The organism is Haloarcula sp. R1-2 (assembly GCF_011627385.1).
GTDB classification, from domain to species: Archaea; Halobacteriota; Halobacteria; order Halobacteriales; family Haloarculaceae; genus Haloarcula; species Haloarcula marismortui.
The window spans coordinates 1,010,649-1,030,678 of the sequence record NZ_JAANTG010000001.1; the positions used below are offsets into that span (position 1 = coordinate 1,010,649).

Genomic DNA, 20,030 nt, shown 5'->3' on the forward strand with positions numbered 1-20,030 from the left:
CGGTGTGGGTTCGTCCCTACTCGTCGTCTAAGGGGTCGGAGAGGGGGTCGTCGTCACCTGAAACATCGAAGCCAGTGACACCGTCATCTGCAAGCGTCGAGTCCTCGTCAGCAGGTGTCTCAGCGTCCTGAGACTCCGACTCGTCCTGCATGCTCTCGTCAACCTCGGGTCCAGGTTGGTCGTCATCAGTGCCGCCAAACAGGTCGTCCGTCGTTCGCGGGCCCCCAGACGTGTCTGCCGCACCAGATTCGTCGAGTAATCGGGTGTCCTGAGTCACGGCGTCGTGCTGGTCCGCCTCGTCAGCATCGAGTGAGCCGACACCAGTCGGTTCGGTATCGGCGTCAGGTTCGGTCTCCCAGTCGTCGGCTGGTGCTTGCTCATCTGCTTCCCAGTCGTCAGCCGCCGTGGGTTCCTCGCTCCCCGTGTCAAACTCCGCAGGGTCCGGCGGCGTCCATTCCTGTGGTTCCGTACTCGGCTCTGGTTCTTCAGCGGCGTCCTCAGCGAGCAGGTCGCGGTCCGACTGCTCGCTGGGTTCGGACCGGGGTTCTACCGTTTCCGAGTCGCCGGCGAGATCCGCCGGGGATGGCTCCGCAGTGGTGTCGTCCACGGTTTCAGGTTCCGGTCCGGCAACGTTTTCAGCCGGCTGTTGCTCCGATAGCGGTTCGTCTTGGGCCGCCGCTGTCTCCACTGCGTCTTCGGCTGTCGCTGGGGCCATCGTCTCGTCAGCAGTCGGTGGTTTTGAAGCGTCGTCGTCGTCCAAGCGGCCCGTATCTGTCGCTGGGACATCGTCTGCCACCGGGTCATCAGCTGTCGCCGAGTCAGCATCCGCCAGCGGGTCTTCGTCGGCTGCCGTCACCGGAGCGCCGTCAGTCCCGGCCGTCGCAGTGTCGGAGGCAGCAGACGGCGCTGCCGCGTCGGATGGGTCGGAGTGTTGCTGTGCGGGCGCGTGGATTCCCGAGTCACCGGCCGAGTCAGTGTTCGGCTCGGAGTCAGCGACCGGTTCCGACACGTCGGACTCGCCGGTCGCCGGCTCGGCAGCCGCCGGGTCAGCAGCCGGCTCGGTATCACGGGAAACAGCGGGCTCAGGCTCGGTCGACTCCGGCATCGGGTCATCGGACTTCGAAGCCGGTTCGGTAGCGGATGCAGCGCTACCATCGGCAGTGTCAGTCGCTGTCTGGTCACTTGCCGGAGGACTCCCAGCTGCCACATCGCTCGCATCAGGCTGTGCCGTCTGGGCCGCGAGCGTGCCCGCCATCGTCGCGTCGGCGATGAGCTTGTGAGTCAGGCCAAGCAAGCCGGAGAGCAACAGGAGGCCACCGAGCGCGCCGACGACGATGCCGAGTACCGCACGATAGCCCGCGTTCCCCGAGAACGAACTGAACGAGCCGTTCTGTATCAGCACGTACCCTGCAGCGATGAGGCCGCCACCGACGCCGGCGACGACAAGTAATGTCCCGAGAAACCTCGTTCCGTATCGATAGACGTCGGTCAGACCTACTGCAGACATAGTCGCATAATTGATAACAGAGAACAAATATGTTACGACAGTTGAGGAAGTGATATTTAAGCTACCTGTCCGTCGAGAGCAAGCAGTGATACCGCTCCATCAGTCAGTTTGGGCTTGACTTCGAGTAATCGTGCTCTGAGCAGAATTCACTGACGACAGGACTGGCAGTCCCATCAATCGGCGTCATCACCAGCGATAGTCGTCCCCGGACTCTCACCGGCGAGAAACGCGGAGAGCGCGTCAGGGCCGAACACGAGCGCAGGGGCCGAGAGTGCGAGCAGCGCACGTACCTTGCCGGCCATCCCGCCCGACACGTCCGTCGCGTCGCTCCCACCAAGGGCCGGTGCTACAGCCTCGAATGCCTCGATGTGGTCGATGACGACCCCGTCTTCGTCGAGAACGCCGGGAACGGTCGAGCAGACGCCGACGCGGTCGGCGTCGACAGCGGGCGCGAGTTCGACGACCAGTTCGTCGCCGCTCAGAACCGTCGCGCCCGCACCGGCGTGTGCGACGAGGTCGCCGTGGAGGACCGGGACAAACCCCTCGTCGAGCAGCGTCGTGACCTGCGCCGTCGGCAGCGAAAGGTCACTGTCGGCGTCGCGTGTGGCCGCTGAGAACGGGTGGACCGGAACAGCCGGAACGCCTGCCCCGGAGAGCGCATCTACGACGGCGGCGTTGAGGCGGCACATCGCACCGTGGATGGCCTGCACGCCGTCGACATCGTGGGTCCCCTCGGTCGTGCTGACGCCGTAGTCGGCGGCGTGGTGATGGCCGAAGCTCCCGCCGCCGTGCACGATGACGATATCCTCGCCGACCGGCGATTCGGCGATAGCTGACACCGCGGCCGACAACGCAGCCCGGTCGACCGTCTCAGGGTCGTCTTTATCCGTGATGACGCTCCCGCCGAGTTTGAGGACGACCGTCATTCCTGCCGGACTCCGTCGGTGTCCAGCTCGGCCCGGAAGACATCCTCACACCCCGGCGTGTACTTCAGCGCGGTGAGCGCGTCGTCCGTTTCGTCCAGTGCGACGATACAGCCGCCGCCGCCGGCCCCGGTGAGTTTCGCGCCGTGGGCGTCGGCGTCGCGGGCCGCCCACACCATCGAGTCCAGCGACCGCGAGGAGACGCCCAGCGCCGAGAGCAGTCCGTGGTTGAAATCCATCAGCTCCCCGAGCCGTTCGTAGTCGCCCGTTCCCAGTACTGACTCGCCCTCGCGGACGATGTCGCCGATTGCTGCGACGGTGTCGGCGGCGAAATCGTACTTTCCACGGAGGTCCCGGACGCCGGCGACCAACGCCCCAGTATCGCCGGCCCCGCCGTCGTAGCCGATGACGAAGGGGAGGGTGTCGATGCCCTCCAGCCGCCGGCAGTCGTCGCCTTCCACGCGGACCGCCCCGCCCATCGCCGAGCAGAACGTGTCCGCACGGGAGGCCTGCCCGTCTTGGACCTCGTGTTCGACCCGGTAGGCGCGGTCAGCGATTTCCTCGGCGGACAGTTCGACGCCGAGTTCCCTCGTCGCCGCGTCTATCGCCGCGACGACGAGGGCAGCCGACGACCCCAGCCCCGCCCCGAGCGGGATGTCGCCTTCCACAGATATCTCGAAGCCTGCTTCAGGGGCATCGGCCGCGTCACGGGCCTGTGCGACCGCTTCGTTGACGTATCCCATCCCAGCTTCGACGAGCGATTCGGCGACATCCACGTCCGGATGGCTCTCCCCGTCACCGGAGTACTCGACAGTAAAGCCATCCAGTTGCAAGTCGTTCGCGTGAATACGTAATCCCTCGTCGATCTCGGTTGCCGTCACGTGCACCCGCCGCTCAATGGCGCAGGGCACCGCCGGCTCGCCGTAGACGACCGCGTGCTCCCCAAACAGGTACACTTTCCCGGGAGCGCTCGACGTGACCATACCCGCCCGTGTGCACCCAGGGCGTTAGGCGTTTTCGGAGTCGACGGTCAGGATGACCATCGAAGTCCTATTCGGACACGGCGTCAACGTCGGTAAATTCGAACCGCGCGCCGCCGTCGGCCCCGCTGACGACTCGGACCGTCCAGCCGTGGGCGTCGGCGACCTGTTTCACGATGCTCAGGCCGAATCCGGTTCCCTCTACCGCCGTCGAGTAGCCGGCTGAAAACACGTCCCCGCGCTCGGGCTCTGGAATACCGGCACCGTTGTCCTCAACGTAGAAGCCGTCGGCCAGTTCGCCGACCGTCACGCTCACGTCGTCACCGCCGTGTTCGACCGCATTGCGAACGAGATTCTCGAACAGTTGACGGAGGCGACTTTCGTCGGCGCGGATGGGGCGGTCTATGGCAATGTGGAGCGTCGCGGCTTTCGTGTCGACGTTTTGCCAGCACGTCTGGACAAACTGTTCGAGGTCAACCACGACGGGCGAAGCGGGTGACGCACCATCGCGTGCGAGCGTAAGCAAGTCATCGATGAGCGTATCCATGCGCTGGTGTGCACTGTCGATAGCGTCGATATGCTCGCTGTCAGATTCCTCACGCAGGAGTTCGAGCTGTCCGCGTGCAACGGTCAACGGGTTCCGCAGGTCGTGACTAACGACGCTGGCGAACTGTTCGAGCTGTTCGTTTTGCTGTTCGAGTTCCTGCTCGCGCTCCTTTCGCTCCGTGATGTCTCGACTGATCGCTAGGAAGCGATCCTCTCCTTCGAGATTGAATCGAAGCAAATGCACTTCGACCGACATCGTCGACCCGTCGCGGCGTTCGTACAGGCCTTCGAATTTGCGGCGCTCGTCGACACTGAACCCGGAAAGCTGGGTCTGCACGTCCTCGGCGTCGAACATCAGGTCGAACTCCCAGATCGACCGTCCAAGCACCTCGCTTTCGTCGTACCCCAGTTCCGCGCAGAATCGCTGGTTCACGTCGCAAATCGTTCCGTCGGCGTCGAGCACATCGATCATGTCAGGCGAGTTCTCGAAGAGGGCTTCGAGCCGCGATGACGTTTCCTCTAATCGTTTCTCGCGGCGCTTCCGCTCGGTGGTATCCTGCTGGAACCCGACGTAGTTGACGACTGTGCCGTCGTCGTCGCGAACCGGCGCGATCCGAACCCGGTTCCAGAACTCGGTCCCGTCTTTTCGGTAGTTCCGGAGTTCGACCGACACCTGCTCCCCTGCGTCGATAGCGTCCCGTAATGCATCGACAGGCTCCGGGTCGGTGTTCTCGCCCTGGAGTATTCGGCAGTTCTTCCCGAGCAGCTCCGGGAGCGAGTAGCCAGTCAGCTCGCGGTAGTGGTCGTTAGCGTAGATCAGCGGGTTGTCCGGCTGGTTGGGGTCAGTGATGGTGACGCCGACCGGGGCCTCGTCTATCGCGCGCTTGTTCCGGAGTAGCTCCCGTTCGCGCTCTTTCTGCTCGGTAACATCACGAGCTACGCCGACGATGCCGTCGATAGTACCATCGACGACCAGCGGCGTTAGTTGATACGCGACCACCGCGTGTCCGTGGCCGGGGAACTCCGTTTCGATTTCGCCGCTAAGTTTCTCCCGCGTTCCGTCGAGCAGTTCCTGGTAACAGTCTGTCTCACCCTCGGCTCGAATACGCGGAACGAGTCTACTGGTCTGTCCTTCGAGCTCATTGCGCGTCGTGTCGTACCACTCTGCGATGGTCTCGTTGACGATTTCGAACCGGTCTTCGGCATCGTAAATACAGGCAGCCTCCTGCATGGAGTTGACCATCCGCTCGTAGCTCTGGAGCGCTCGGTTCCGCTCGCTGACCGCCTGCTGTGAGCGGGAGTGGTCGACGGCGTCACTGATTCGGTTCGCCAGCCCGGCATACTGTTTGGCACCCGGCTCTTTCCTGAGGTAGTCCGTCACACCGGCCGAAATTGCCTCGCTGGCGACTGCCTCGCTCCCCTGTGCGGTGTAAATAATAAACGGCAGGGCCGGGTACTCGTCGCGGACCGTTTCCAGAAGCTCGATGCCGTTCCCATTGGACAGGCGGTAGTCGGAAACGAGACAGTCGACAGGCTCGGCAGCCAACCTTGCCATAGCCTCGTCGACGGTGCGAGCCGTTTCGACGGTGAAACGGTTGTTCTCGCGTTCGAGAGCCGTCGACAGCGTCTCGGTGTCGTCCGAATCGGTGCCAACGTAGAGGACCCGGACCCTGGCGTCCCCGACGCCAGCGGTTTCAGGCGTCATTCGGCATCCCGTTCAAGTCCGGTGTTTGCGCCGGGATAGATGTCACTCCGCCGACCAAGGATTACCGGAGCGATGTAGCTCTGTGAACGGTCTATAGACAGGGCCGGGCGCAGGACGACTGCAAACAGCGTGTGACGGTTGTCGCCAGAGATGGTCTGCAGCAGTGTCATGATGGGTAGGTAATTAGTCGCGGTCGTGGTCTTCCCGTAGTGACCGAGGCCGAAATCGGTCACCGGTGCGACGTGCAGGGCCGCTGTTCTTGCACGCTTCCACGGGACTCTGCAGTAAATAGCTGGTGACCAAATCAACTGGCACGCCGAACCTACTCTGTAGCAACCGGCAACGACGCCGGAGCGGTCGTGTCGGCGTGCGTGTTACCGTTCCTGCACGCGCATGGATATTTTCTGTCGGGGATGGGCGGTCAACGACGGCAACAGCTCCAGTGGCGTCTCTCCCTGGAACTCCAGTCGGTACTGGCTGGCCGTCGTTGCAGTGATGAGTTGCGCCTCAAGCATGGCAAGATGCTTCCCGATACAGTGGCGCGGGCCACCCCCGAACGGGAAGTAGGCGAACCGGGGCCGCTCGCTCGCTCGCTCGGGCTTCCAGCGCTCCGGGTCGAACGTCTCGGGGTCGTCGTAGAACCGCTCGGAGCGGTGAACACCCCACTGTGGGACCATCAGCGTCGTTCCCGCCTCGACCTCGTAGCCTGACAGCGTCACGTCTTCGGTCGGCTCCCGGAAGATGGTGTACACTGGGGGGTAGAGCCGCATCGCTTCCTGAATCACCCATTCGAGGTAGTCCAGTTCACGGACGTGTTCCATCCCCGGCCGGTCGTCGCCAATGACGTCGTCCAGTTCCTCGTGGACTCGCTGTTCGACCTCGGGGTGTTCCGACAGCAGGAACCAGGTGTAGGTCAGCGTCAACGCCGTCGTGTCGTGGCCCGCAAGCAGCATCGTCATCATCTCATCACGCAGTTGCTCGGGCGACTGGTTCCCATCGTCACGGGCACGCAAGAGTACCGACAGGAAGTCCATCGGACCGTCCTCATCCGTCCCGAGCGAGTCCTCGCGGACCTCGATAATGTCGTCCAGCACCTCGTCCAGCGTCCGCACGGCGCGGTTGAACTCGGCGTCGTCCGGCATCGGCATCCACTGTGGCATAGCAAACCGGATCGGGTCCGGTTCGAACCGCTGGCCCAGCGGCAGCAGTTGCTCCTCGATGGTCTGGACTCGCTGTTCGGAGAGTTCGACGCCCATCATCAGGTCCAGAATTACGTCCAACGTGACCCTAGTCATCGACTGCTCGGCGTCTATGACATCGCCGTGGGACCAATCGGCGATGCGGTCCTCCGCGTGGCCGGTGATGCGGTCGGCCATCCCCGACAGTCGCGCCATCGAGAACGCAGGGTTTGCGAGCTTTCGCTGCTGCTCCCACGTCTCGCCTTCGCTCAACAGCAGTCCGTCACCCAGCAGATCCCCGAGCGCATCTCCCTGAAAGTCGGGCTTGCGGAACCGGTCTGCCTCCGAGACCAGCACGCGCTCGATTGCCGTCGGGTCACACAGCATGACCGTGTCCATCGGCCCCATATCGAATCGAGCGACGTCGCCGTAGGCCCGTTCCAGTGCCGAGATGAACCGGAACGGGTCCCGAGCGTACGTGCGACTACTGCCGAACAGCGGTTCGCCCTTCGGTCCGGGCGGCGTCTTTGACATCGACTACTGTTGGTGTCGGACACGCTTGAATGGTATGCCAAATGTCGGGCAGCGGGCGGCTCACGTGCATTCAGAGCCAGCGGTTGGCGTCTAGGTCCCAGTCGGTGTGTGCCGGTATCCAGACGCCGCCGAGACCACCGAGAGCGCTGAGACCGACAGTGTACAGCAGAAAGAACGTGAACACGAGCGCCAGAAACAAGTCGTACCCCGGTGCGCCGGGCGGAATCCCGAACCCGAGGAGGCCAGCGATGTACAGCGCCGGGATGAAGAGGGCGAGCAAAGGGACCATCGCACAAGCGCCAGCCAGCGTCCCCAACCAGAGCCCGGTTCGGTAGCTACCGCCGTGGTTCGCTGCGGCCACAGCACCGCCGGCCATCGATGAAAAAGGGATGAACGACAGCGCAACCGTGACGAGCGCCCCGATACCGGCGTTGGTCACCGACTCACGCATATGCGTTCTCGGTAGTGGCGTCCCCCGTGATGTAGTTACCGCCGGCGCGGCTAGCCGGTCAATTGCCGATGGTCGTGTCGTGCTTGACGTAGTTACCCAGCCAGCCGCCGAGCGCGCTCAAGCCGAGGAAATACGCGGCCGTCATGACTGTTCCGAGGACGAGCACGAGCAGTCCCACCGCGCCGAACACGCCCAGTGCTTCGGGCACAAATGCCAGAAATGCGGCCAGAAAGACGAACACGACCATGAAGAAGACCAGCGATATCGCCAGCCCGACGACGCCGGACAGCAATCCGACACGGACGCCGTCGTCTCGCTCGCCGCCTTCGAGATAGCCGGCGATGCCACCACCGAGTAGCGGCGCAAGCGGGACGAATCCACTCAGCAGAGCGGTTGCGACGGCACCGATAATCGCGTTAACGAGTGTGTCTCCCTCTGCCATTTGCCAGCCCTACTCTGGGGCTTGTGGTAGGTCTTGTGTTGGCGATACTGGCATCGCCACTCGCACTTCGACAGCGAGAAAACGAACGGTTCAGCGACGTTAGATGTCGGACTCGAAGTCGTCGAGTCCGTACGTCGGCTCGGCACCGCGGCGGTCGAGCGTCTCGTTGGCCAGCAGCCAGTAGACGACCGACAGCGCCTTGCGCCCCTTGTTGTTCGTCGGGACGACCAGGTCGACGTTCGACGTGGTGTTGTTGGAGTCACACATCGCGATGACCGGGATGCCGACCGTGATGGCCTCCTTGACAGCCTGGGCGTCACCGATCGGGTCGGTGACGACCACGATGTCAGGCTCGATGTAGCCGTCGTAGTCGGGGTTGGTCAGCGTGCCGGGGATGAACCGGCCGGTGCGGACGCGCGCGCCGATCGCTTCGGCGAACTTCTCGGCCGGGAACCGACCGTACTGGCGCGACGATGCGGCCAGAATCTGCTCCGGCTCGTAGTTGGACAGGAAGTCCGCGGCGGTGCGGATACGCTCGTCAGTCATCGAGACGTCCAGCACGTAGAGCCCGTCGGTCCGGACGCGGTGGATGAACCGCTCCATGTCCTGGGTCTTCTGCTGGGTCCCGATGTGGACACCGGCGCCGAGGTAGTCCTCGACGGGGATGAGGAGGTCAGCTTCCGACTGCTCGTCGGGCATGACGTCCTCGTCCAGCTGTGGGCCGGCGGCCTCGTCGGCCTCGCTTTCATCGTCAGTTGGTTCGGCCTCTGTCGCCTCTTCGGCGTCGTCGGCGGGCTGTTCGGCTTCCGTTTCGGTCTCCGCGTCGACCGCTTCGTCGTCCTCGTCGGACGGGTCGAAGTCGGAATCGGACGCGTCGAGACCTTCTTTTTCGTTGCCGCTCATACTGCGTTGTCCTCGATACGGATTAGTTCGTTCAGCTTGGCTGTGCGCTCGCCGCCGACCGCGCCGGTCTTGATGAACGGTGCGTCAGTGGCGACAGCGAGGTGTGCGATCGTCGTGTCTTCCGTCTCGCCGCTGCGGTGGGAGACGACGGACTCGTAGCCGCTTGCCGTCGCCAGTTCGATGGCGTCGACAGCGTCGGTAAGCGTCCCGATCTGGTTCGGCTTGATCAGGATGGAGTTCCCGGCGTCGGCGTTGATACCGGCCTGCAGGCGCTCGACGTTGGTGACGAACAGGTCGTCGCCGCAGACGAGCGTCTGGTCACCGACCTGTGCGGTCAGGTCCGCGAAGGCCTCGTAATCGTTCTCGTCGAGTGGGTCCTCGACGTAGACGAGGTCGTACTCCTCAACCTTCCCGGCGATGTACTCTATCTGCTCTTCAGTGGACTTGACGCCGTCGTCGTAGACGTAGCCGTCCGCCTCGTCGTCGTAGAGTTCCGCGCCAGCAACATCGAGGCCGAAAGAGATAGCGAAGCCGAAGTCGTCGGCGACGGTCTCAACAGCCTCGTCCATAATCTCGAACGCTTCGTCGTCCGAAACGGACGGTGCCCAGGCTCCTTCGTCGCCCTTGCCCGCTGGCAGGTCGCGGTCGGCCAGGATGTCGTGGACCTCCTGATGGACCGCGGCGTTGGCGAAGACAGCCTCTTCGACGCTCGGTGCGCCGACGGGGGCCGCGAGGAACTCCTGGATGTTGGTCGCGTCCGCGGCGTGCTCGCCGCCGCCGATGATATTGCCCAGCGGCGTTGGGTACTCGTTGCCCCGGAACGTACCGCCGAGATGCTGGTACAGCGGTGCGCCCAGCACGTCAGCACCGGCCTTTGCGGCCGCCATCGAGATGGCGACGGCGCTGTTGGCTCCGATGCCGGAGAAGTCGTCGGTGCCGTCGGCGGCGTGCAGCGCCGCGTCGACGTCACGCTGGTTCCCGGCGTGGACCTCACCGATGAGTCGCGGGAGTGCCTCCTCGCGGGCCTTGGCGATGGCCTCGTTGGCGGGGAGTTCGATGGCCTCGTACTCGCCCGTGCTTGCGCCGCTCGGTGCCTTGCCACGACCGAAGCCCCCACTCTCGGTGAGAACGTCGGCCTCGACAGTCGCGTTCCCGCGGGAGTCGAGGACGCGGCGGAGTCGGATGTCAGTGATGAGCGTCATCGTTAATCACTCCTGTTGACCGTAAACGGTAGGACGCCAGCGTCGTACTCCTCGGCGGCGATGAGTATCGGCTGGGTGTGTTCCGTCTCGATGAGCACGGGAGCACCGTGGGCCAACTGCAGCGCTCGTGCGCCGAGTTTGCGGGCCTTCTCGTAGCGGCTTTCCTGTGCGTTCATTGGTAGGGTGAGACGATGTCGACGAGGTCCTTGTGCGAGACGAGCATCCGGCGACAGCAGTGCCGCTCGACGCCGAGTTCATCAAGGACCTTCTCCGGGTCCTCAGGCTCCTCGGCCTCGCGGGTGCGTGCTTTGAACTCTTCCCAGTGCTCGCCGACGACGTTACCGCACGTGAAACACCGAACCGGTACCATCATACCTGAATCACCTTAGCGGTACGATTTCTGGTAGCGGGCCCGCGCACCGGGGCCGCCCCACTTCTTGGGTTCGGACTGGCGAACATCGTTGACCAGCAGCGAGCGGTCGAACTCCATGAACGCGTCACGGAGTTCGGCGTCGTTGGTGTGGTCGACAAGTCCGCGAGCGATGGCGGTTCGGGCGGCGTCTGCCTGCCCCATGACGCCGCCACCTTCGACGGACACTTCCACGTCGACCTCGCCGCGGAGGTCGTCCTCGGCAATGCGGAACGGTTCCAGCATCTTGAGCTGCGCCAGCTCGGGGTCGACGAGTTCGACCGGCTGCGAGTCGATACGCACACGGCCCTCGCCCTCACGAACGGTCGCGCGGGCGACGGCGGTCTTCTTCTTGCCAGACGTGTTCGTTACCATGTCTTGTTCGCTCCAAGCGTTTCGCTGATCTCGCCCAGCGTGACGAACTTGATGTTCGACAGTCGGTCAAGCGACGTGCCGTCTAGAACCTCGCCGTCCTCGTCGTACGGGTTGCCGAGGTAGACACGGACGCTCTCGAACGCTTCGCGGCCACGCTGCTTCTTGTGGGGCAGCATGCCGCGGATGGTGCGTTTGAAGATGCCGTCCGGTCGCTTGGGGTAGAAGTACCCGTTGTCGTTACCGATGTCGACACGTTTCTCGTACTTCTCTACGATCTGCTCCTCTCGGCCGGTAATCACGGCGCGTTCGGCGTTGACGACGGCGACCGTCTCGCCATCGAGAGCCTGTTCGGCGACCTGTGATGCGACGCGGCCCATGATACAGTCGCGGGCGTCAACGATGACATCCGCGTCGAATTCTGCGACGCTCATCGGATCACCCGGACGTGGGAGCCTTCTGGGTTGTTTTCAATTGCCTGTTCGAGTGATACAGCCTCTCCAACCTGGTCGATCTTCGTCTCGGCGGTTCCGGAGAAGTCGACAGCGGCGACGGTGACGTCCTTCTGCAGGACACCGGAGCCAAGCACCTTGCCGGGCACAACGACGGTTTCGTCTTCCTGGGCGTATCGTTCGATACGGCCGAGGTTGACTTCCGCGTGTGTGCGCCGTGGCTTTTCTAAGCGCTCGGCGACGTCGCCCCAGACAGCACCGCCCGAACTGCGGGCGGCTGACTTCAGGTCGGCGATGAGACTACTGAGTCTCGGGTTCGTCTTACTCATATGATTCCTCCGTTGTGGGAAAAGTGCAGGGAGCAGGATTTGAACCTGCGGACCCCTACGGGACAGCGCCCTGAACGCTGCGCCGTTGGCCAAACTTGGCTATCCCTGCGCGCGATTGTTCGTTTTGCGTGCCCCGTAAAACCCCTTTCGGTCCTCGCGCTCGGGGAGCGGGCGGTCATCGGTAGTGGTGGGGTGTGTCGGGGCATTGTGTCGTTACAGTTGGACTGCGTCTTTCAGTTCGGTCGCGCGGTCACGCAGCGTCTCGACCGCGCGCAGGACCAGTTCCTCGGTGGTGAACGACCCGTCCGTCTCGACGTGGAACACGAACGCGTTCGGCACGTCCGATACCTCGACGTCCTTGCCGGGGTAGCGGTTCCGAAGGTCGTTGTCGAACTCGTCTGTCGCGACGAGTTCGCCGTTGGTGGCGTCGCCGGCGGCGTGTTCGGCCGCCTGCTCTTCGATGACGCCACGCAGGATGTTCGGGTCGTCGTCCTCGAACTCGCCGAGGTCGCCAACGACCTCCACCTGCTGGAGGTGTCGGTAGCCGACGGCCACGCCACCCTGATGTTTGGCGTGTTCCCGACCAGTATCGAGGACGGCGTCTGCCTCGACTTCGAGACGTTGGCCTTCCTTGAGGTCGATGATCGGGATGTTGTCGTCGGCGGCCTCGACCATCGGGTCCGAGGAGACGAGGTCGCTGGAGTAGGCCGTGCTCGGCCCGTCGACGGACAGCGACAGCGTCACCTCATCGCCGATCTCGAAGTCGTCGAGGTCGGTCGTCAGCGGGACCAGTCCCAGTCGGAGACCGATCTGCTCGTTGAACATCACGCTGGTGTTCTCGATGACGCGGACGGTGTCGATACTGAACGTCGGCACGTCCGCGACCATCGCTCGCCGGATGCCGTTGGCAAATGCCGGCGTGATGCCGCGCACGAGGATCCGCGCCTCGCGCTCGCCGCGTTCGACGAACTCAACCTCGTAGTCCTGTGTCATTGGTTAGAATCCGGAGTTCTTGGGTGCACGAGTGCCGTCGTGCGGGGTCGGCGTGACGTCCTCGATGCGACCGATCTCCAGACCCGCTCGGGCGAGTGCGCGAATCGTCGCCTGCGCACCCGGACCGGGCGAGGTCTGGAGGTTGCCGCCGGGACCACGGACCCGAACATCGACGCCTTCGACGCCACGGTCGAGGGCCTTTTCGGCAACAACCTCGGCCATCTGCATCGCCGCGTACGGCGACGCTTCGTCGCGGTTCTGCTTGACAACCGTCCCGCCGGAGCTCTTTGCGAGCGTTTCCGCGCCGGTCTGGTCGGTGATGGTGATGATCGTGTTGTTGAACGATGCGTGCACGTGGGCGATGCCCCAGATGTCTTCGGTTTCTTCGCTCATTCTTGGGCCTCCGCGCGCTCAGGATGGAGTTCGTCCGACAGCGAGCTGTGCTCATCGAAGCCGACCGAGCTCTCGACGGCGGTTTCCACCGTCATGCCGGGTCGGGTGACGCGAGCGTCGTCCAGCACGATGTGTCCGTGGACGATGAACTGACGGGCCTGCTCGGGCGTGTTTGCGTAGCCCTTGCGGTAAACGACCGTCTGCAGGCGGCGTTCCAGCACGTCGGTCACGTCAAGCGACAGCACGTCGTCGAGCTGGTCCTGCTCGTTGAGGATGCCGTAGCGCTTGAGTCGAGCGAGGAACTCCTCGGACTCGGTCTCGTGCTCGCCGGCGCTGCCCAGCAGCTTCCGTGCCTCACGGCGGTAGCCACGAAGCTCGGACTGTGCGCGCCAGAGCTCTTCTTTGTTCTTCAGGCCGTAGCGGCCGATGAGGTTGGCCTCGTCGGCGATGCGTTCGCCCTGGAAGGGATGATTCGGCGTCTCGTAGAACTTCGTGTTTGAACCAAGCGCCATTATTCGTCATCCTCCGCGGCGGCATCTTCAGCCTGCTCTTCCTTGATCGCCTCGACGTTGACGCCGATGGTCCCCTCCGTCCGGCCGGTGGACTTGGTACGCTGTCCACGGACCTTCTGGCCGCGCTTGTGGCGGACACCGCGGTAGGAATCGATCATCTTCATGCGGTTGATGTCCTGCCGGCGGGTAAGCTGGAGGTCGTTGCCGGTCTCGTGGGTGGTCTCACCAGTGAAGTAGTCCTTCTGGTGGTTGGTCATCCACTCGGGCACATCGTCGGCGAAGTTCTCGACGCGCTCGACGACGCGCTCGATGACGTCGTCGTCGAGCTTGCCGAAGACAGCGCGCCGGTCGACGTCCGCCTTCTGGGCGATAATTCGGGCGGCCCGGTGGCCGATACCGTTCAGTTCTGTCAGTGCTCGCTCGACGGATTTCGTCCCGTCGAGGTCTGTCTGTCCGATACGGACGAAATAGCGGATGTCCTCCTCCTCTTCGGCATCCGCGTCCTCGCCCGCGTTGGGGTCTTCTGCACTCATATGTAGGTACTGATGGGTGAGCGTCGTGGCGGGGATTCGAACCCCGGAGGCTGTACGCCACAGAGTTAGCAACCCTGCGCCTTGGGCCAGGCTTGGCTACCACGACACGCGTTCTATGACACTCGCGCCCGCAGCACGCGGACTCGGGGGCGGGTCCCCCTACACGAGTCTATCCGATTCTATTCCGGGGTTGTATTTAAACGCAACGAAGGGGGCCGGCCGCGTGACTGCAAGGCATACCCACTGAGACATGAAGTGGCAAGCCACAGGGTCATTGATTAGGCCAGCACAATACATTCGTCACTGGGAACACACATCAACACATGCGGCGGCACATCACCGACAGCGGGAGCAGCGTCGACCCGACCAACCGAACGGCGGTCCGTGACCATCTGGAACGGTTCGCGGGACCTTCGGCTGTTACCGAGGCAGAAGACGGGGCACTCCGGGCTGAATTCAGTGGCCGAACACATGTTGCGGTAGCTCCTGATGGCGCGATAGACACCGGCATGCCACTCCACTCGTTTGCTGGGACGCCAGAGCGACTCGTGTTCGATCATGAGGACGGCGAGCTACGCGCCGAACTGGACGGTGAGAGCGTCTACGTGTTCCGACGACCCTGAGTCCGACACGCTACTCAATCTTGCTTTCTCCATCTCGTTCGCCTGCGTACGCGAAGGTGCTAATTAGTCTGAACGACATAAGGCCGACACATCGCTACGTCGAACGATGCCGGCGCATCGCTGCGTCGTCCGATCGATTGCTGCCGTGTTCGGCAGTGTCACAATCCTTATCGCATCTCCAGAACCTACTCGTGTGCATGAATATAGACGACGTACGCGAGCGCCTGCGAACGGTCGAGGACCCGGACCTTGGAGACGACATTGTCTCGCTCGGGCTTATCAACAGCATTGACGTGACCGACGACGAGGTCAGCATCGACCTAGCGCTCGGTGCGCCGTACTCGCCGACGGAGACGAGCATCGCGAACGAGGTCCGCGAGGCGCTGGGCGACATCGACCGCGAAATCGACCTCTCGGCGAGCGTCGACCGCGGCGTCCCGGAAGCGGAAGACCCACTGCCGAAAGTCAAGAACGTCATCGCAGTCGCTTCGGGGAAAGGCGGGGTCGGCAAGTCAACCGTTGCGGTGAACCTCGCCGCCGGCCTCTCACGGCTCGGTGCTCGCGTCGGCCTGTTCGATGCTGACGTGTACGGGCCGAACGTTCCGCGGATGCTCGACGCTGACGAGCAGCCACAGGCGACAGAAGACGAAGAGATAATTCCCGTCGAGAAACACGGAATGCGGCTGATGAGCATGGATTTCCTCGTCGGCAAGGACGACCCAGTTATCTTCCGCGGCCCGATGGTCGACAACGTCCTCACGCAACTGTGGGATGATGTGCTCTGGGGCGAACTCGACTACATGGTCGTGGACCTGCCGCCGGGGACCGGCGACACGCAGCTGACGATGCTCCAGCAGGTGCCCGTCTCCGGGGCCGTCATCGTCACCACGCCGGAGGAAGTCGCTCTTGACGATGCCCGAAAGGGGCTCCGGATGTTCGGTCGCCACGAGACGCCAGTGCTTGGCATCGTCGAGAACATGTCGTCGTTCGTCTGTCCGGACTGTGGCGGCACACACGACATCTTCGGCAGCGGCGGCGGCCGCGAGTTCGCCGACGAGACGGAGATGCCGTTCCTCGGCGAGATTCCGCTCGACCCCGAAGTCAGAGAAGGCGGTGCCACTGGCGAACCGCTCGTGCTCGACGAGGACAGCGACGTTGGCGAATCGTTCCGCGACATCGCCGCCCGCACCGCCAACATGCAGGGCATCATCCACCGGAAGCGCCAGAGCGACAGCCAGCGTGCCCAGCCCGAACAGTAGCGGGCTGTGATTGAAGAAAGCAGTAGCTCACGTGCCGCGGGAGACAGAGAGAAAGAACCGAGTTACGCTTCGACCGGGTTGTTCATCTTCCGGGTGACGTAGCCGGCGATGCGGTTGCGGACACCCTTGGATTCGATGTTGGTCAGTTCCTCGACGACGTCTTTGTTGTGTTCGAAGTCTGCACCGAAGGCGTCAGGGTATCGCTCCATGAGGAGCGTCCCGGTCTTCTTGACGTAGGCGGGTTTGATTGCCATGCGCGCTACTTGCTTGGTCGCACTCAAAAAGGGTTCGGAACGGACCACGCACGCGAATGTTTATCAGTAGGGGCGGGACGACCCAAAGCTATGCGCTGATCGCCGCCGTGGCAGGTCCCGCAGGAGTGCGACACAGCCTGTCTCGGGCCGTCGTGTGTCGCCTGCTTGCCCCAGATTCTGTGCTGAGTACCCTACCAGTCGGCGTCGACCAGGTCACACACTCGCTCGAAGGCCGCCCGCTCGCGCTCACCGCCAGCCGTTTCAACCACTGACTCGAAGTACGCGAGACGGTCCAGCAGCGTTTCACGGTCGTAGCTCGGCACATCCAGCCGCGAGGCTGCGACAGTCGCTTCGACGACGGCGGCGTGGCCACGGTTCGTCGTCGGAACGACCCGGCGCTCGACGGTGCTGTCGACGGGGTTGAGCGCCCACTCGACCCACTGCGTGTCCCCCTCATTCCCGGAGTCACGCCGTTCGACATCGACCGTTACCCAAGCGTCCGCGCTGTCGATAACAGGGTCGTCTTCCTCGCGGACCGACAGCGCCGCCTCGGCGAAGTCAACCGGGTCGCGCGTGAACTGGACGTAGCCGCTACCACGCTCCCGAAAGTTCCGCCAGGTCCGGGTCCGGCCCCACGTTGTCGCCGTGGCCGGCCCATCACCATCCGGTGCATGGACACCAAGTGCAGCGACGTTCCAGCGCTCGTTCGGCCCCAGCGTGGTGACGACTGTCTCGGAGACGCCAGCGAGCGTGACAGGCCACTGTGTCTCGGAATCACCGGATTCCGGACCATTGTCTGCCGAAGGGCCACCGGTCATACTTCGAGCCCCCGTTCGAGCGCGGCGAACAGCGACCCCGAAACGAGGTCGGCAGTCGTTCCGGGATTGATATCGCGCCTGACGAACTCCTCAGCGAGATCGGTTGCGGTTTCCGCACCGTCGAGAACGGCCTGTGCCCGCTCTTGAACTTCCACAGCGGTTTCGCGGTCCTGTCGCGTGGCGACAAAGGTGTCCGGCTCCGCCGCAAGGAGTTCGAGGAAGACCTCGGACGCGCGGTCAGCGACCGGGCCAGACCCATCCAGTAACCACTCGCTGGCCTTGAACACGCGTTCGAAGCCGGAGACCCACTCCGCAGCTACGCCGTCGATATCGGCGCTGGACTCCATCACGTCGAACAGCGTCGTCTCGCGCGCCCGGAGTTCCGGAATTGCGTCACTCCCGCGGCGGACATCGAGCGGTTCCAGCCCGTCTGGCGGGTCGTCGACAGCCACATCGACGTGCTCGAAGGCGCGGTAGAACGCCGCGGCGTCTTCGACCGTCGTTCCACGAACCACGGCATCGACACCGGAAGGCGACAGTCGGCCATCACTCGCCGCGGCCGCCAGCGGTGTGAGCACCAACAGCGCCCCGAACTGGGTGTTCCCACCGGATTGGCCGGCCATCCCCTCGACGGCGGTCTCGAACGCAGGACCGAGAGGGTCGCCCGCGGCCGCGCGGTCAAGCCCCCTCCGTGCGCCCACAGCGCCGGCCATGAAGTGCTCGAACCGGAGGTCGTCGTACTCCCGTTTGCGGTCGACGTTGCCGGGTTTCGGCGTCCCAGTGACTTCCAGCAGCAACGCCAACTGCGCGTTCTGTGCAACCGACCGCTCGCTCACGGTGACACCTCCGAGGCGAACCACTCTACTGTCGCTTCCCGGACCGTATCGAGTGTTTCCGGCTTGTCGCTTGCACGACCGACGCTGACGGCGTCAGCGCCATACGAGAGATACTCCCGTGTGGTCGCCGTCCCGCGAACGCCGTTGTTCGCCACGACGAACAGGTCGGTGGCGTCGGCCACGTCGGCGATGACTGACTCCGAGTCCATCGCGTCGACGTGGAATACATCACCACCGGCGTCTTCGATGGCCTGTGCAACGGCCGGGAGCGAGACGCCGTCGAGTTCAGCACGCCCCTTCACCGAAACAGTCGCCCCTGTCGACGCTGCTGCTTCCACGAACGCCGCCAGTCGGTCCGGCTCCCGAAGCAGCGACTCCCCGGCACCCGCAGCGCACATCTCGTCCTGCCGGCAGTGAGCGTTGATTTCGATGATAGCGTCGTGGCGCTGACAGACGGCGGCGGCACGCTCGACAGGGCCAAGCGTCGCGCTCCGGACGTTGAACGCCGGGCATAGCGGTGCGTCCGCAAGCGCAGCCAACTGGTCGTCAACGAACGCGACCGGGTCGTCGGGCAGGAACTCGGAGCGGTCGCGGTCCGTCATCGCTCGGGCGGCCTCGCGGGTCCGGTCGTCGAGCGCAATACCGCCGAGGAACGCACACCCGACGTGAGACTCGACCGCACGGGCCCACGAGGCGTCAGCCTCACCGCTGAGACTTGCGAGGGCGACGCGCGGTTCGAACATCAGGCCACCTCCGAGAGGGCTGTTTCGACGGCACGGTTCACCCGTTCAGCGTCAGCCGCATCGTTGAGGGTCGTGTCGGTTCGGACAACCGGCACGTCAAGCGGCGTCGAATCCTCCTCGTCCAGCACGAACGAATCAGCGAAGGGGTAGGCCTCAGCCACGCCGGCAGTGCTTGGCTCCAGCCCCACACCGGCCATTAGGTCCGCCGCCGGCCCCGAGAACACCGTGTCCTCAATGAACGGCGAGACGGCGACGACCGTTGTCTCGTGTAGTGCCCGTTGGATGTCGTCGATGGCAAGCATCGGCCCGAGCGAAGTCACAGGGTTCGACGGACCGATGACAACAGTATCGTCGAGTGCGGTCAGGACGGCGTCCGTCGCGCTGGCCCGTTCTGCGCCCCTGAACTCAACATCTTCGACCGGTGGCTCCCCGTTTCGACCGACCCACCACTCCTGAAAGTGCATCGGACCGCTCGGCGTGTGGATAATTGAAGCGACGGGGTCATCGCTCATCGGTAACAGCGTTCGTTCCAGCCCGAATGCATCGGCGAGCGTCCGCGTCACGGCTGTCAGTGATCGGCCCTCGTCAAGCAGCGAGGTGCGCGTGACGTGAACTGCGCGGTCCCGGTCGCCGATGTGCATGAACTCCGCGACACCGGAGAAGCGCCGCCAACGTGCGATGTCTCGCCCCGCAGTCTGCGCATCGTCGGGAAGGTATCGTGGTCCGCCGTCAAGCCCGGCGGCATCGGCAAGCCGTGTCAGTTCCGTGTGTGTCTCGGCGGTGTCGTCGGCGATACCCCACCACGTCTCCCGGTCGAGGACCTCCCCGTCCAGAAACAGCACGGTGTCGAGGTCCGGGCACACGAGATGGCCTCCCAGTTCGATATCGTCGCCGGTGTTGGCGACGACAGTCGTCGCCGCCGGCGAAAACACGTCGTCGGCACCGGCGAGGAGCTTCGGCGTTCCCGTCCCGCCGGCAAGAAACGTCACCATGTCTCGACGTAGGGGGAACTGACAGTATAAACGTGGCCACTGAAACTGGTCGGAGCTGGAAAGCAGTCTGGCGGAGACAGTGTTCTATTCAGAGAATCACAGCTGAGAACTGGGTGGGTAGAGTGAAGGGTATCGGTAGGA

The 20,030-nt window shown here is 63.9% G+C and carries 26 protein-coding genes and 2 tRNA genes; 2 read left to right on the plus strand and 26 right to left on the minus strand.

All coding sequences use genetic code 11. The features are described 5' to 3' along the window. Positions 1–16: 16 nt before the first annotated feature. The 21 genes from G9C82_RS05025 to G9C82_RS05125 all read right to left on the minus strand — a co-directional run bounded on the left by G9C82_RS05025 (position 17) and on the right by G9C82_RS05125 (position 14,470). Positions 17–1,507 (minus strand): hypothetical protein, encoded by a 1,491-nt coding sequence (locus G9C82_RS05025; RefSeq protein WP_127013523.1) that lies wholly within the window; start codon positions 1,505–1,507, stop codon positions 17–19. 173 nt (positions 1,508–1,680) lie between these two features. Continuing rightward, positions 1,681–2,433, minus strand: coding sequence for an isopentenyl phosphate kinase (locus G9C82_RS05030; protein ID WP_127013524.1), 753 nt, complete (start codon positions 2,431–2,433; stop codon positions 1,681–1,683). After that, entirely contained in the window at positions 2,430–3,413 is a 984-nt protein-coding gene (gene mvk / locus G9C82_RS05035) for a mevalonate kinase (protein WP_127013525.1), read from the minus strand. Before mvk ends, G9C82_RS05030 begins: the two co-directional genes overlap by 4 nt. A 67-nt stretch (positions 3,414–3,480) precedes the next feature. Beyond that, positions 3,481–5,661: a PAS domain S-box protein gene (locus tag G9C82_RS05040; RefSeq protein WP_127013526.1), complete on the minus strand. Its 2,181-nt coding sequence runs from the start codon at positions 5,659–5,661 to the stop codon at positions 3,481–3,483. After that, entirely contained in the window at positions 5,658–5,894 is a 237-nt protein-coding gene (locus G9C82_RS05045; protein ID WP_127013527.1) for a hypothetical protein, read from the minus strand. Before G9C82_RS05045 ends, G9C82_RS05040 begins: the two co-directional genes overlap by 4 nt. Positions 5,895–6,035: 141 nt before the next feature. Further along, positions 6,036–7,373, minus strand: a complete 1,338-nt coding sequence (locus G9C82_RS05050; protein ID WP_007188241.1) for a cytochrome P450 — start codon at positions 7,371–7,373, stop codon at positions 6,036–6,038. A 70-nt stretch (positions 7,374–7,443) separates the two neighbouring features. After that, on the minus strand, positions 7,444–7,824 hold the full coding sequence (locus G9C82_RS05055) for a DUF5518 domain-containing protein (RefSeq protein ID WP_127013528.1): 381 nt from the start codon (positions 7,822–7,824) through the stop codon (positions 7,444–7,446). A gap of 58 nt (positions 7,825–7,882) precedes the next feature. Further along, complete coding sequence (locus G9C82_RS05060; RefSeq protein ID WP_127013529.1) at positions 7,883–8,266, minus strand: DUF5518 domain-containing protein; 384 nt, start codon at positions 8,264–8,266, stop codon at positions 7,883–7,885. 99 nt (positions 8,267–8,365) lie between these two features. Then, positions 8,366–9,169 (minus strand): 30S ribosomal protein S2, encoded by an 804-nt coding sequence (rpsB, locus tag G9C82_RS05065; RefSeq protein ID WP_004963334.1) that lies wholly within the window; start codon positions 9,167–9,169, stop codon positions 8,366–8,368. Next, positions 9,166–10,371, minus strand: a complete 1,206-nt coding sequence (eno, locus tag G9C82_RS05070; protein ID WP_004963339.1) for a phosphopyruvate hydratase — start codon at positions 10,369–10,371, stop codon at positions 9,166–9,168. The genes rpsB and eno overlap by 4 nt, the downstream gene beginning before the upstream one ends. A 2-nt stretch (positions 10,372–10,373) precedes the next feature. After that, positions 10,374–10,547 carry a DNA-directed RNA polymerase subunit K gene (locus G9C82_RS05075; protein ID WP_004516796.1) on the minus strand — a complete coding sequence of 58 codons (174 nt, stop codon included), beginning with the start codon at positions 10,545–10,547 and terminating at the stop codon, positions 10,374–10,376. Next, the gene (locus tag G9C82_RS05080) at positions 10,544–10,744 is read right to left on the minus strand and encodes a DNA-directed RNA polymerase subunit N (protein ID WP_004516797.1); all 201 of its coding nucleotides are present in this window, start codon (positions 10,742–10,744) and stop codon (positions 10,544–10,546) included. Before G9C82_RS05080 ends, G9C82_RS05075 begins: the two co-directional genes overlap by 4 nt. A 12-nt stretch (positions 10,745–10,756) precedes the next feature. Beyond that, on the minus strand, positions 10,757–11,155 hold the full coding sequence (locus tag G9C82_RS05085; RefSeq protein WP_004516798.1) for a 30S ribosomal protein S9: 399 nt from the start codon (positions 11,153–11,155) through the stop codon (positions 10,757–10,759). Further along, positions 11,149–11,586, minus strand: coding sequence for a 50S ribosomal protein L13 (locus tag G9C82_RS05090; protein WP_004593558.1), 438 nt, complete (start codon positions 11,584–11,586; stop codon positions 11,149–11,151). Before G9C82_RS05090 ends, G9C82_RS05085 begins: the two co-directional genes overlap by 7 nt. Continuing rightward, positions 11,583–11,933 carry a 50S ribosomal protein L18e gene (locus G9C82_RS05095; protein WP_004516800.1) on the minus strand — a complete coding sequence of 117 codons (351 nt, stop codon included), beginning with the start codon at positions 11,931–11,933 and terminating at the stop codon, positions 11,583–11,585. The genes G9C82_RS05090 and G9C82_RS05095 overlap by 4 nt, the downstream gene beginning before the upstream one ends. Positions 11,934–11,957: 24 nt before the next feature. Then, positions 11,958–12,042: transfer RNA gene (locus G9C82_RS05100), tRNA-Leu, on the minus strand. 104 nt (positions 12,043–12,146) lie between these two features. Beyond that, positions 12,147–12,926 (minus strand): DNA-directed RNA polymerase subunit D, encoded by a 780-nt coding sequence (locus G9C82_RS05105; protein WP_004963344.1) that lies wholly within the window; start codon positions 12,924–12,926, stop codon positions 12,147–12,149. Between the two features lie 3 nt (positions 12,927–12,929). After that, positions 12,930–13,319, minus strand: a complete 390-nt coding sequence (locus G9C82_RS05110) for a 30S ribosomal protein S11 (protein WP_004516802.1) — start codon at positions 13,317–13,319, stop codon at positions 12,930–12,932. Next, a complete protein-coding gene (locus tag G9C82_RS05115; protein WP_004593562.1) occupies positions 13,316–13,831 on the minus strand; it encodes a 30S ribosomal protein S4 in 516 nt (171 codons plus the stop codon). Before G9C82_RS05115 ends, G9C82_RS05110 begins: the two co-directional genes overlap by 4 nt. After that, positions 13,831–14,364, minus strand: coding sequence for a 30S ribosomal protein S13 (locus G9C82_RS05120; protein WP_004963348.1), 534 nt, complete (start codon positions 14,362–14,364; stop codon positions 13,831–13,833). The genes G9C82_RS05115 and G9C82_RS05120 overlap by 1 nt, the downstream gene beginning before the upstream one ends. A gap of 21 nt (positions 14,365–14,385) precedes the next feature. Further along, positions 14,386–14,470 (minus strand) — tRNA-Ser (locus G9C82_RS05125). 217 nt (positions 14,471–14,687) lie between these two features. On the opposite strand from G9C82_RS05125, the gene G9C82_RS05130 reads away from it, so the two are divergent. Continuing rightward, entirely contained in the window at positions 14,688–14,987 is a 300-nt protein-coding gene (locus G9C82_RS05130) for a hypothetical protein (protein WP_127013530.1), read from the plus strand. 197 nt (positions 14,988–15,184) lie between these two features. Next, positions 15,185–16,246, plus strand: a complete 1,062-nt coding sequence (locus tag G9C82_RS05135) for an Mrp/NBP35 family ATP-binding protein (RefSeq protein WP_127013531.1) — start codon at positions 15,185–15,187, stop codon at positions 16,244–16,246. A 62-nt stretch (positions 16,247–16,308) separates the two neighbouring features. Here the strand turns inward: G9C82_RS05135 and G9C82_RS05140 are convergent, their stop codons facing one another. The 5 genes from G9C82_RS05140 to cofD all read right to left on the minus strand — a co-directional run bounded on the left by G9C82_RS05140 (position 16,309) and on the right by cofD (position 19,889). Next, positions 16,309–16,500 carry a 30S ribosomal protein S17e gene (locus tag G9C82_RS05140; RefSeq protein ID WP_004516807.1) on the minus strand — a complete coding sequence of 64 codons (192 nt, stop codon included), beginning with the start codon at positions 16,498–16,500 and terminating at the stop codon, positions 16,309–16,311. 191 nt (positions 16,501–16,691) lie between these two features. Next, positions 16,692–17,318, minus strand: a complete 627-nt coding sequence (locus G9C82_RS05145) for a DUF447 domain-containing protein (protein WP_004963356.1) — start codon at positions 17,316–17,318, stop codon at positions 16,692–16,694. Beyond that, a complete protein-coding gene (locus tag G9C82_RS05150) occupies positions 17,315–18,178 on the minus strand; it encodes a triphosphoribosyl-dephospho-CoA synthase (protein WP_127013532.1) in 864 nt (287 codons plus the stop codon). Before G9C82_RS05150 ends, G9C82_RS05145 begins: the two co-directional genes overlap by 4 nt. Further along, positions 18,151–18,897: a tRNA-dihydrouridine synthase gene (locus G9C82_RS05155; RefSeq protein ID WP_007188236.1), complete on the minus strand. Its 747-nt coding sequence runs from the start codon at positions 18,895–18,897 to the stop codon at positions 18,151–18,153. Before G9C82_RS05155 ends, G9C82_RS05150 begins: the two co-directional genes overlap by 28 nt. Beyond that, positions 18,897–19,889: a 2-phospho-L-lactate transferase gene (gene cofD / locus G9C82_RS05160; protein WP_007188235.1), complete on the minus strand. Its 993-nt coding sequence runs from the start codon at positions 19,887–19,889 to the stop codon at positions 18,897–18,899. The genes G9C82_RS05155 and cofD overlap by 1 nt, the downstream gene beginning before the upstream one ends. Positions 19,890–20,030 lie beyond the last annotated feature (141 nt).

Coding starts and splice junctions, on each gene's coding strand:
- G9C82_RS05060 (WP_127013529.1), bottom strand. CDS start 8,266: ATGGCAGAGGGAGACACACTCGTTAACGCGATTATCGGTGCCGTCGCA.
- G9C82_RS05155 (WP_007188236.1), bottom strand. CDS start 18,897: ATGTTCGAACCGCGCGTCGCCCTCGCAAGTCTCAGCGGTGAGGCTGAC.
- G9C82_RS05040 (WP_127013526.1), bottom strand. CDS start 5,661: ATGACGCCTGAAACCGCTGGCGTCGGGGACGCCAGGGTCCGGGTCCTC.
- G9C82_RS05120 (WP_004963348.1), bottom strand. CDS start 14,364: ATGAGTGCAGAAGACCCCAACGCGGGCGAGGACGCGGATGCCGAAGAG.
- G9C82_RS05085 (WP_004516798.1), bottom strand. CDS start 11,155: ATGGTAACGAACACGTCTGGCAAGAAGAAGACCGCCGTCGCCCGCGCG.
- G9C82_RS05145 (WP_004963356.1), bottom strand. CDS start 17,318: ATGACCGGTGGCCCTTCGGCAGACAATGGTCCGGAATCCGGTGATTCC.
- G9C82_RS05030 (WP_127013524.1), bottom strand. CDS start 2,433: ATGACGGTCGTCCTCAAACTCGGCGGGAGCGTCATCACGGATAAAGAC.
- G9C82_RS05075 (WP_004516796.1), bottom strand. CDS start 10,547: ATGAACGCACAGGAAAGCCGCTACGAGAAGGCCCGCAAACTCGGCGCA.
- G9C82_RS05050 (WP_007188241.1), bottom strand. CDS start 7,373: ATGTCAAAGACGCCGCCCGGACCGAAGGGCGAACCGCTGTTCGGCAGT.
- G9C82_RS05140 (WP_004516807.1), bottom strand. CDS start 16,500: ATGGCAATCAAACCCGCCTACGTCAAGAAGACCGGGACGCTCCTCATG.
- G9C82_RS05055 (WP_127013528.1), bottom strand. CDS start 7,824: ATGCGTGAGTCGGTGACCAACGCCGGTATCGGGGCGCTCGTCACGGTT.
- G9C82_RS05095 (WP_004516800.1), bottom strand. CDS start 11,933: ATGAGTAAGACGAACCCGAGACTCAGTAGTCTCATCGCCGACCTGAAG.
- eno (WP_004963339.1), bottom strand. CDS start 10,371: ATGACGCTCATCACTGACATCCGACTCCGCCGCGTCCTCGACTCCCGC.
- mvk (WP_127013525.1), bottom strand. CDS start 3,413: ATGGTCACGTCGAGCGCTCCCGGGAAAGTGTACCTGTTTGGGGAGCAC.
- G9C82_RS05110 (WP_004516802.1), bottom strand. CDS start 13,319: ATGAGCGAAGAAACCGAAGACATCTGGGGCATCGCCCACGTGCACGCA.
- rpsB (WP_004963334.1), bottom strand. CDS start 9,169: ATGAGCGGCAACGAAAAAGAAGGTCTCGACGCGTCCGATTCCGACTTC.
- cofD (WP_007188235.1), bottom strand. CDS start 19,889: ATGGTGACGTTTCTTGCCGGCGGGACGGGAACGCCGAAGCTCCTCGCC.
- G9C82_RS05115 (WP_004593562.1), bottom strand. CDS start 13,831: ATGGCGCTTGGTTCAAACACGAAGTTCTACGAGACGCCGAATCATCCC.
- G9C82_RS05135 (WP_127013531.1), top strand. CDS start 15,185: ATGAATATAGACGACGTACGCGAGCGCCTGCGAACGGTCGAGGACCCG.
- G9C82_RS05105 (WP_004963344.1), bottom strand. CDS start 12,926: ATGACACAGGACTACGAGGTTGAGTTCGTCGAACGCGGCGAGCGCGAG.
- G9C82_RS05130 (WP_127013530.1), top strand. CDS start 14,688: ATGCGGCGGCACATCACCGACAGCGGGAGCAGCGTCGACCCGACCAAC.
- G9C82_RS05080 (WP_004516797.1), bottom strand. CDS start 10,744: ATGATGGTACCGGTTCGGTGTTTCACGTGCGGTAACGTCGTCGGCGAG.
- G9C82_RS05025 (WP_127013523.1), bottom strand. CDS start 1,507: ATGTCTGCAGTAGGTCTGACCGACGTCTATCGATACGGAACGAGGTTT.
- G9C82_RS05090 (WP_004593558.1), bottom strand. CDS start 11,586: ATGAGCGTCGCAGAATTCGACGCGGATGTCATCGTTGACGCCCGCGAC.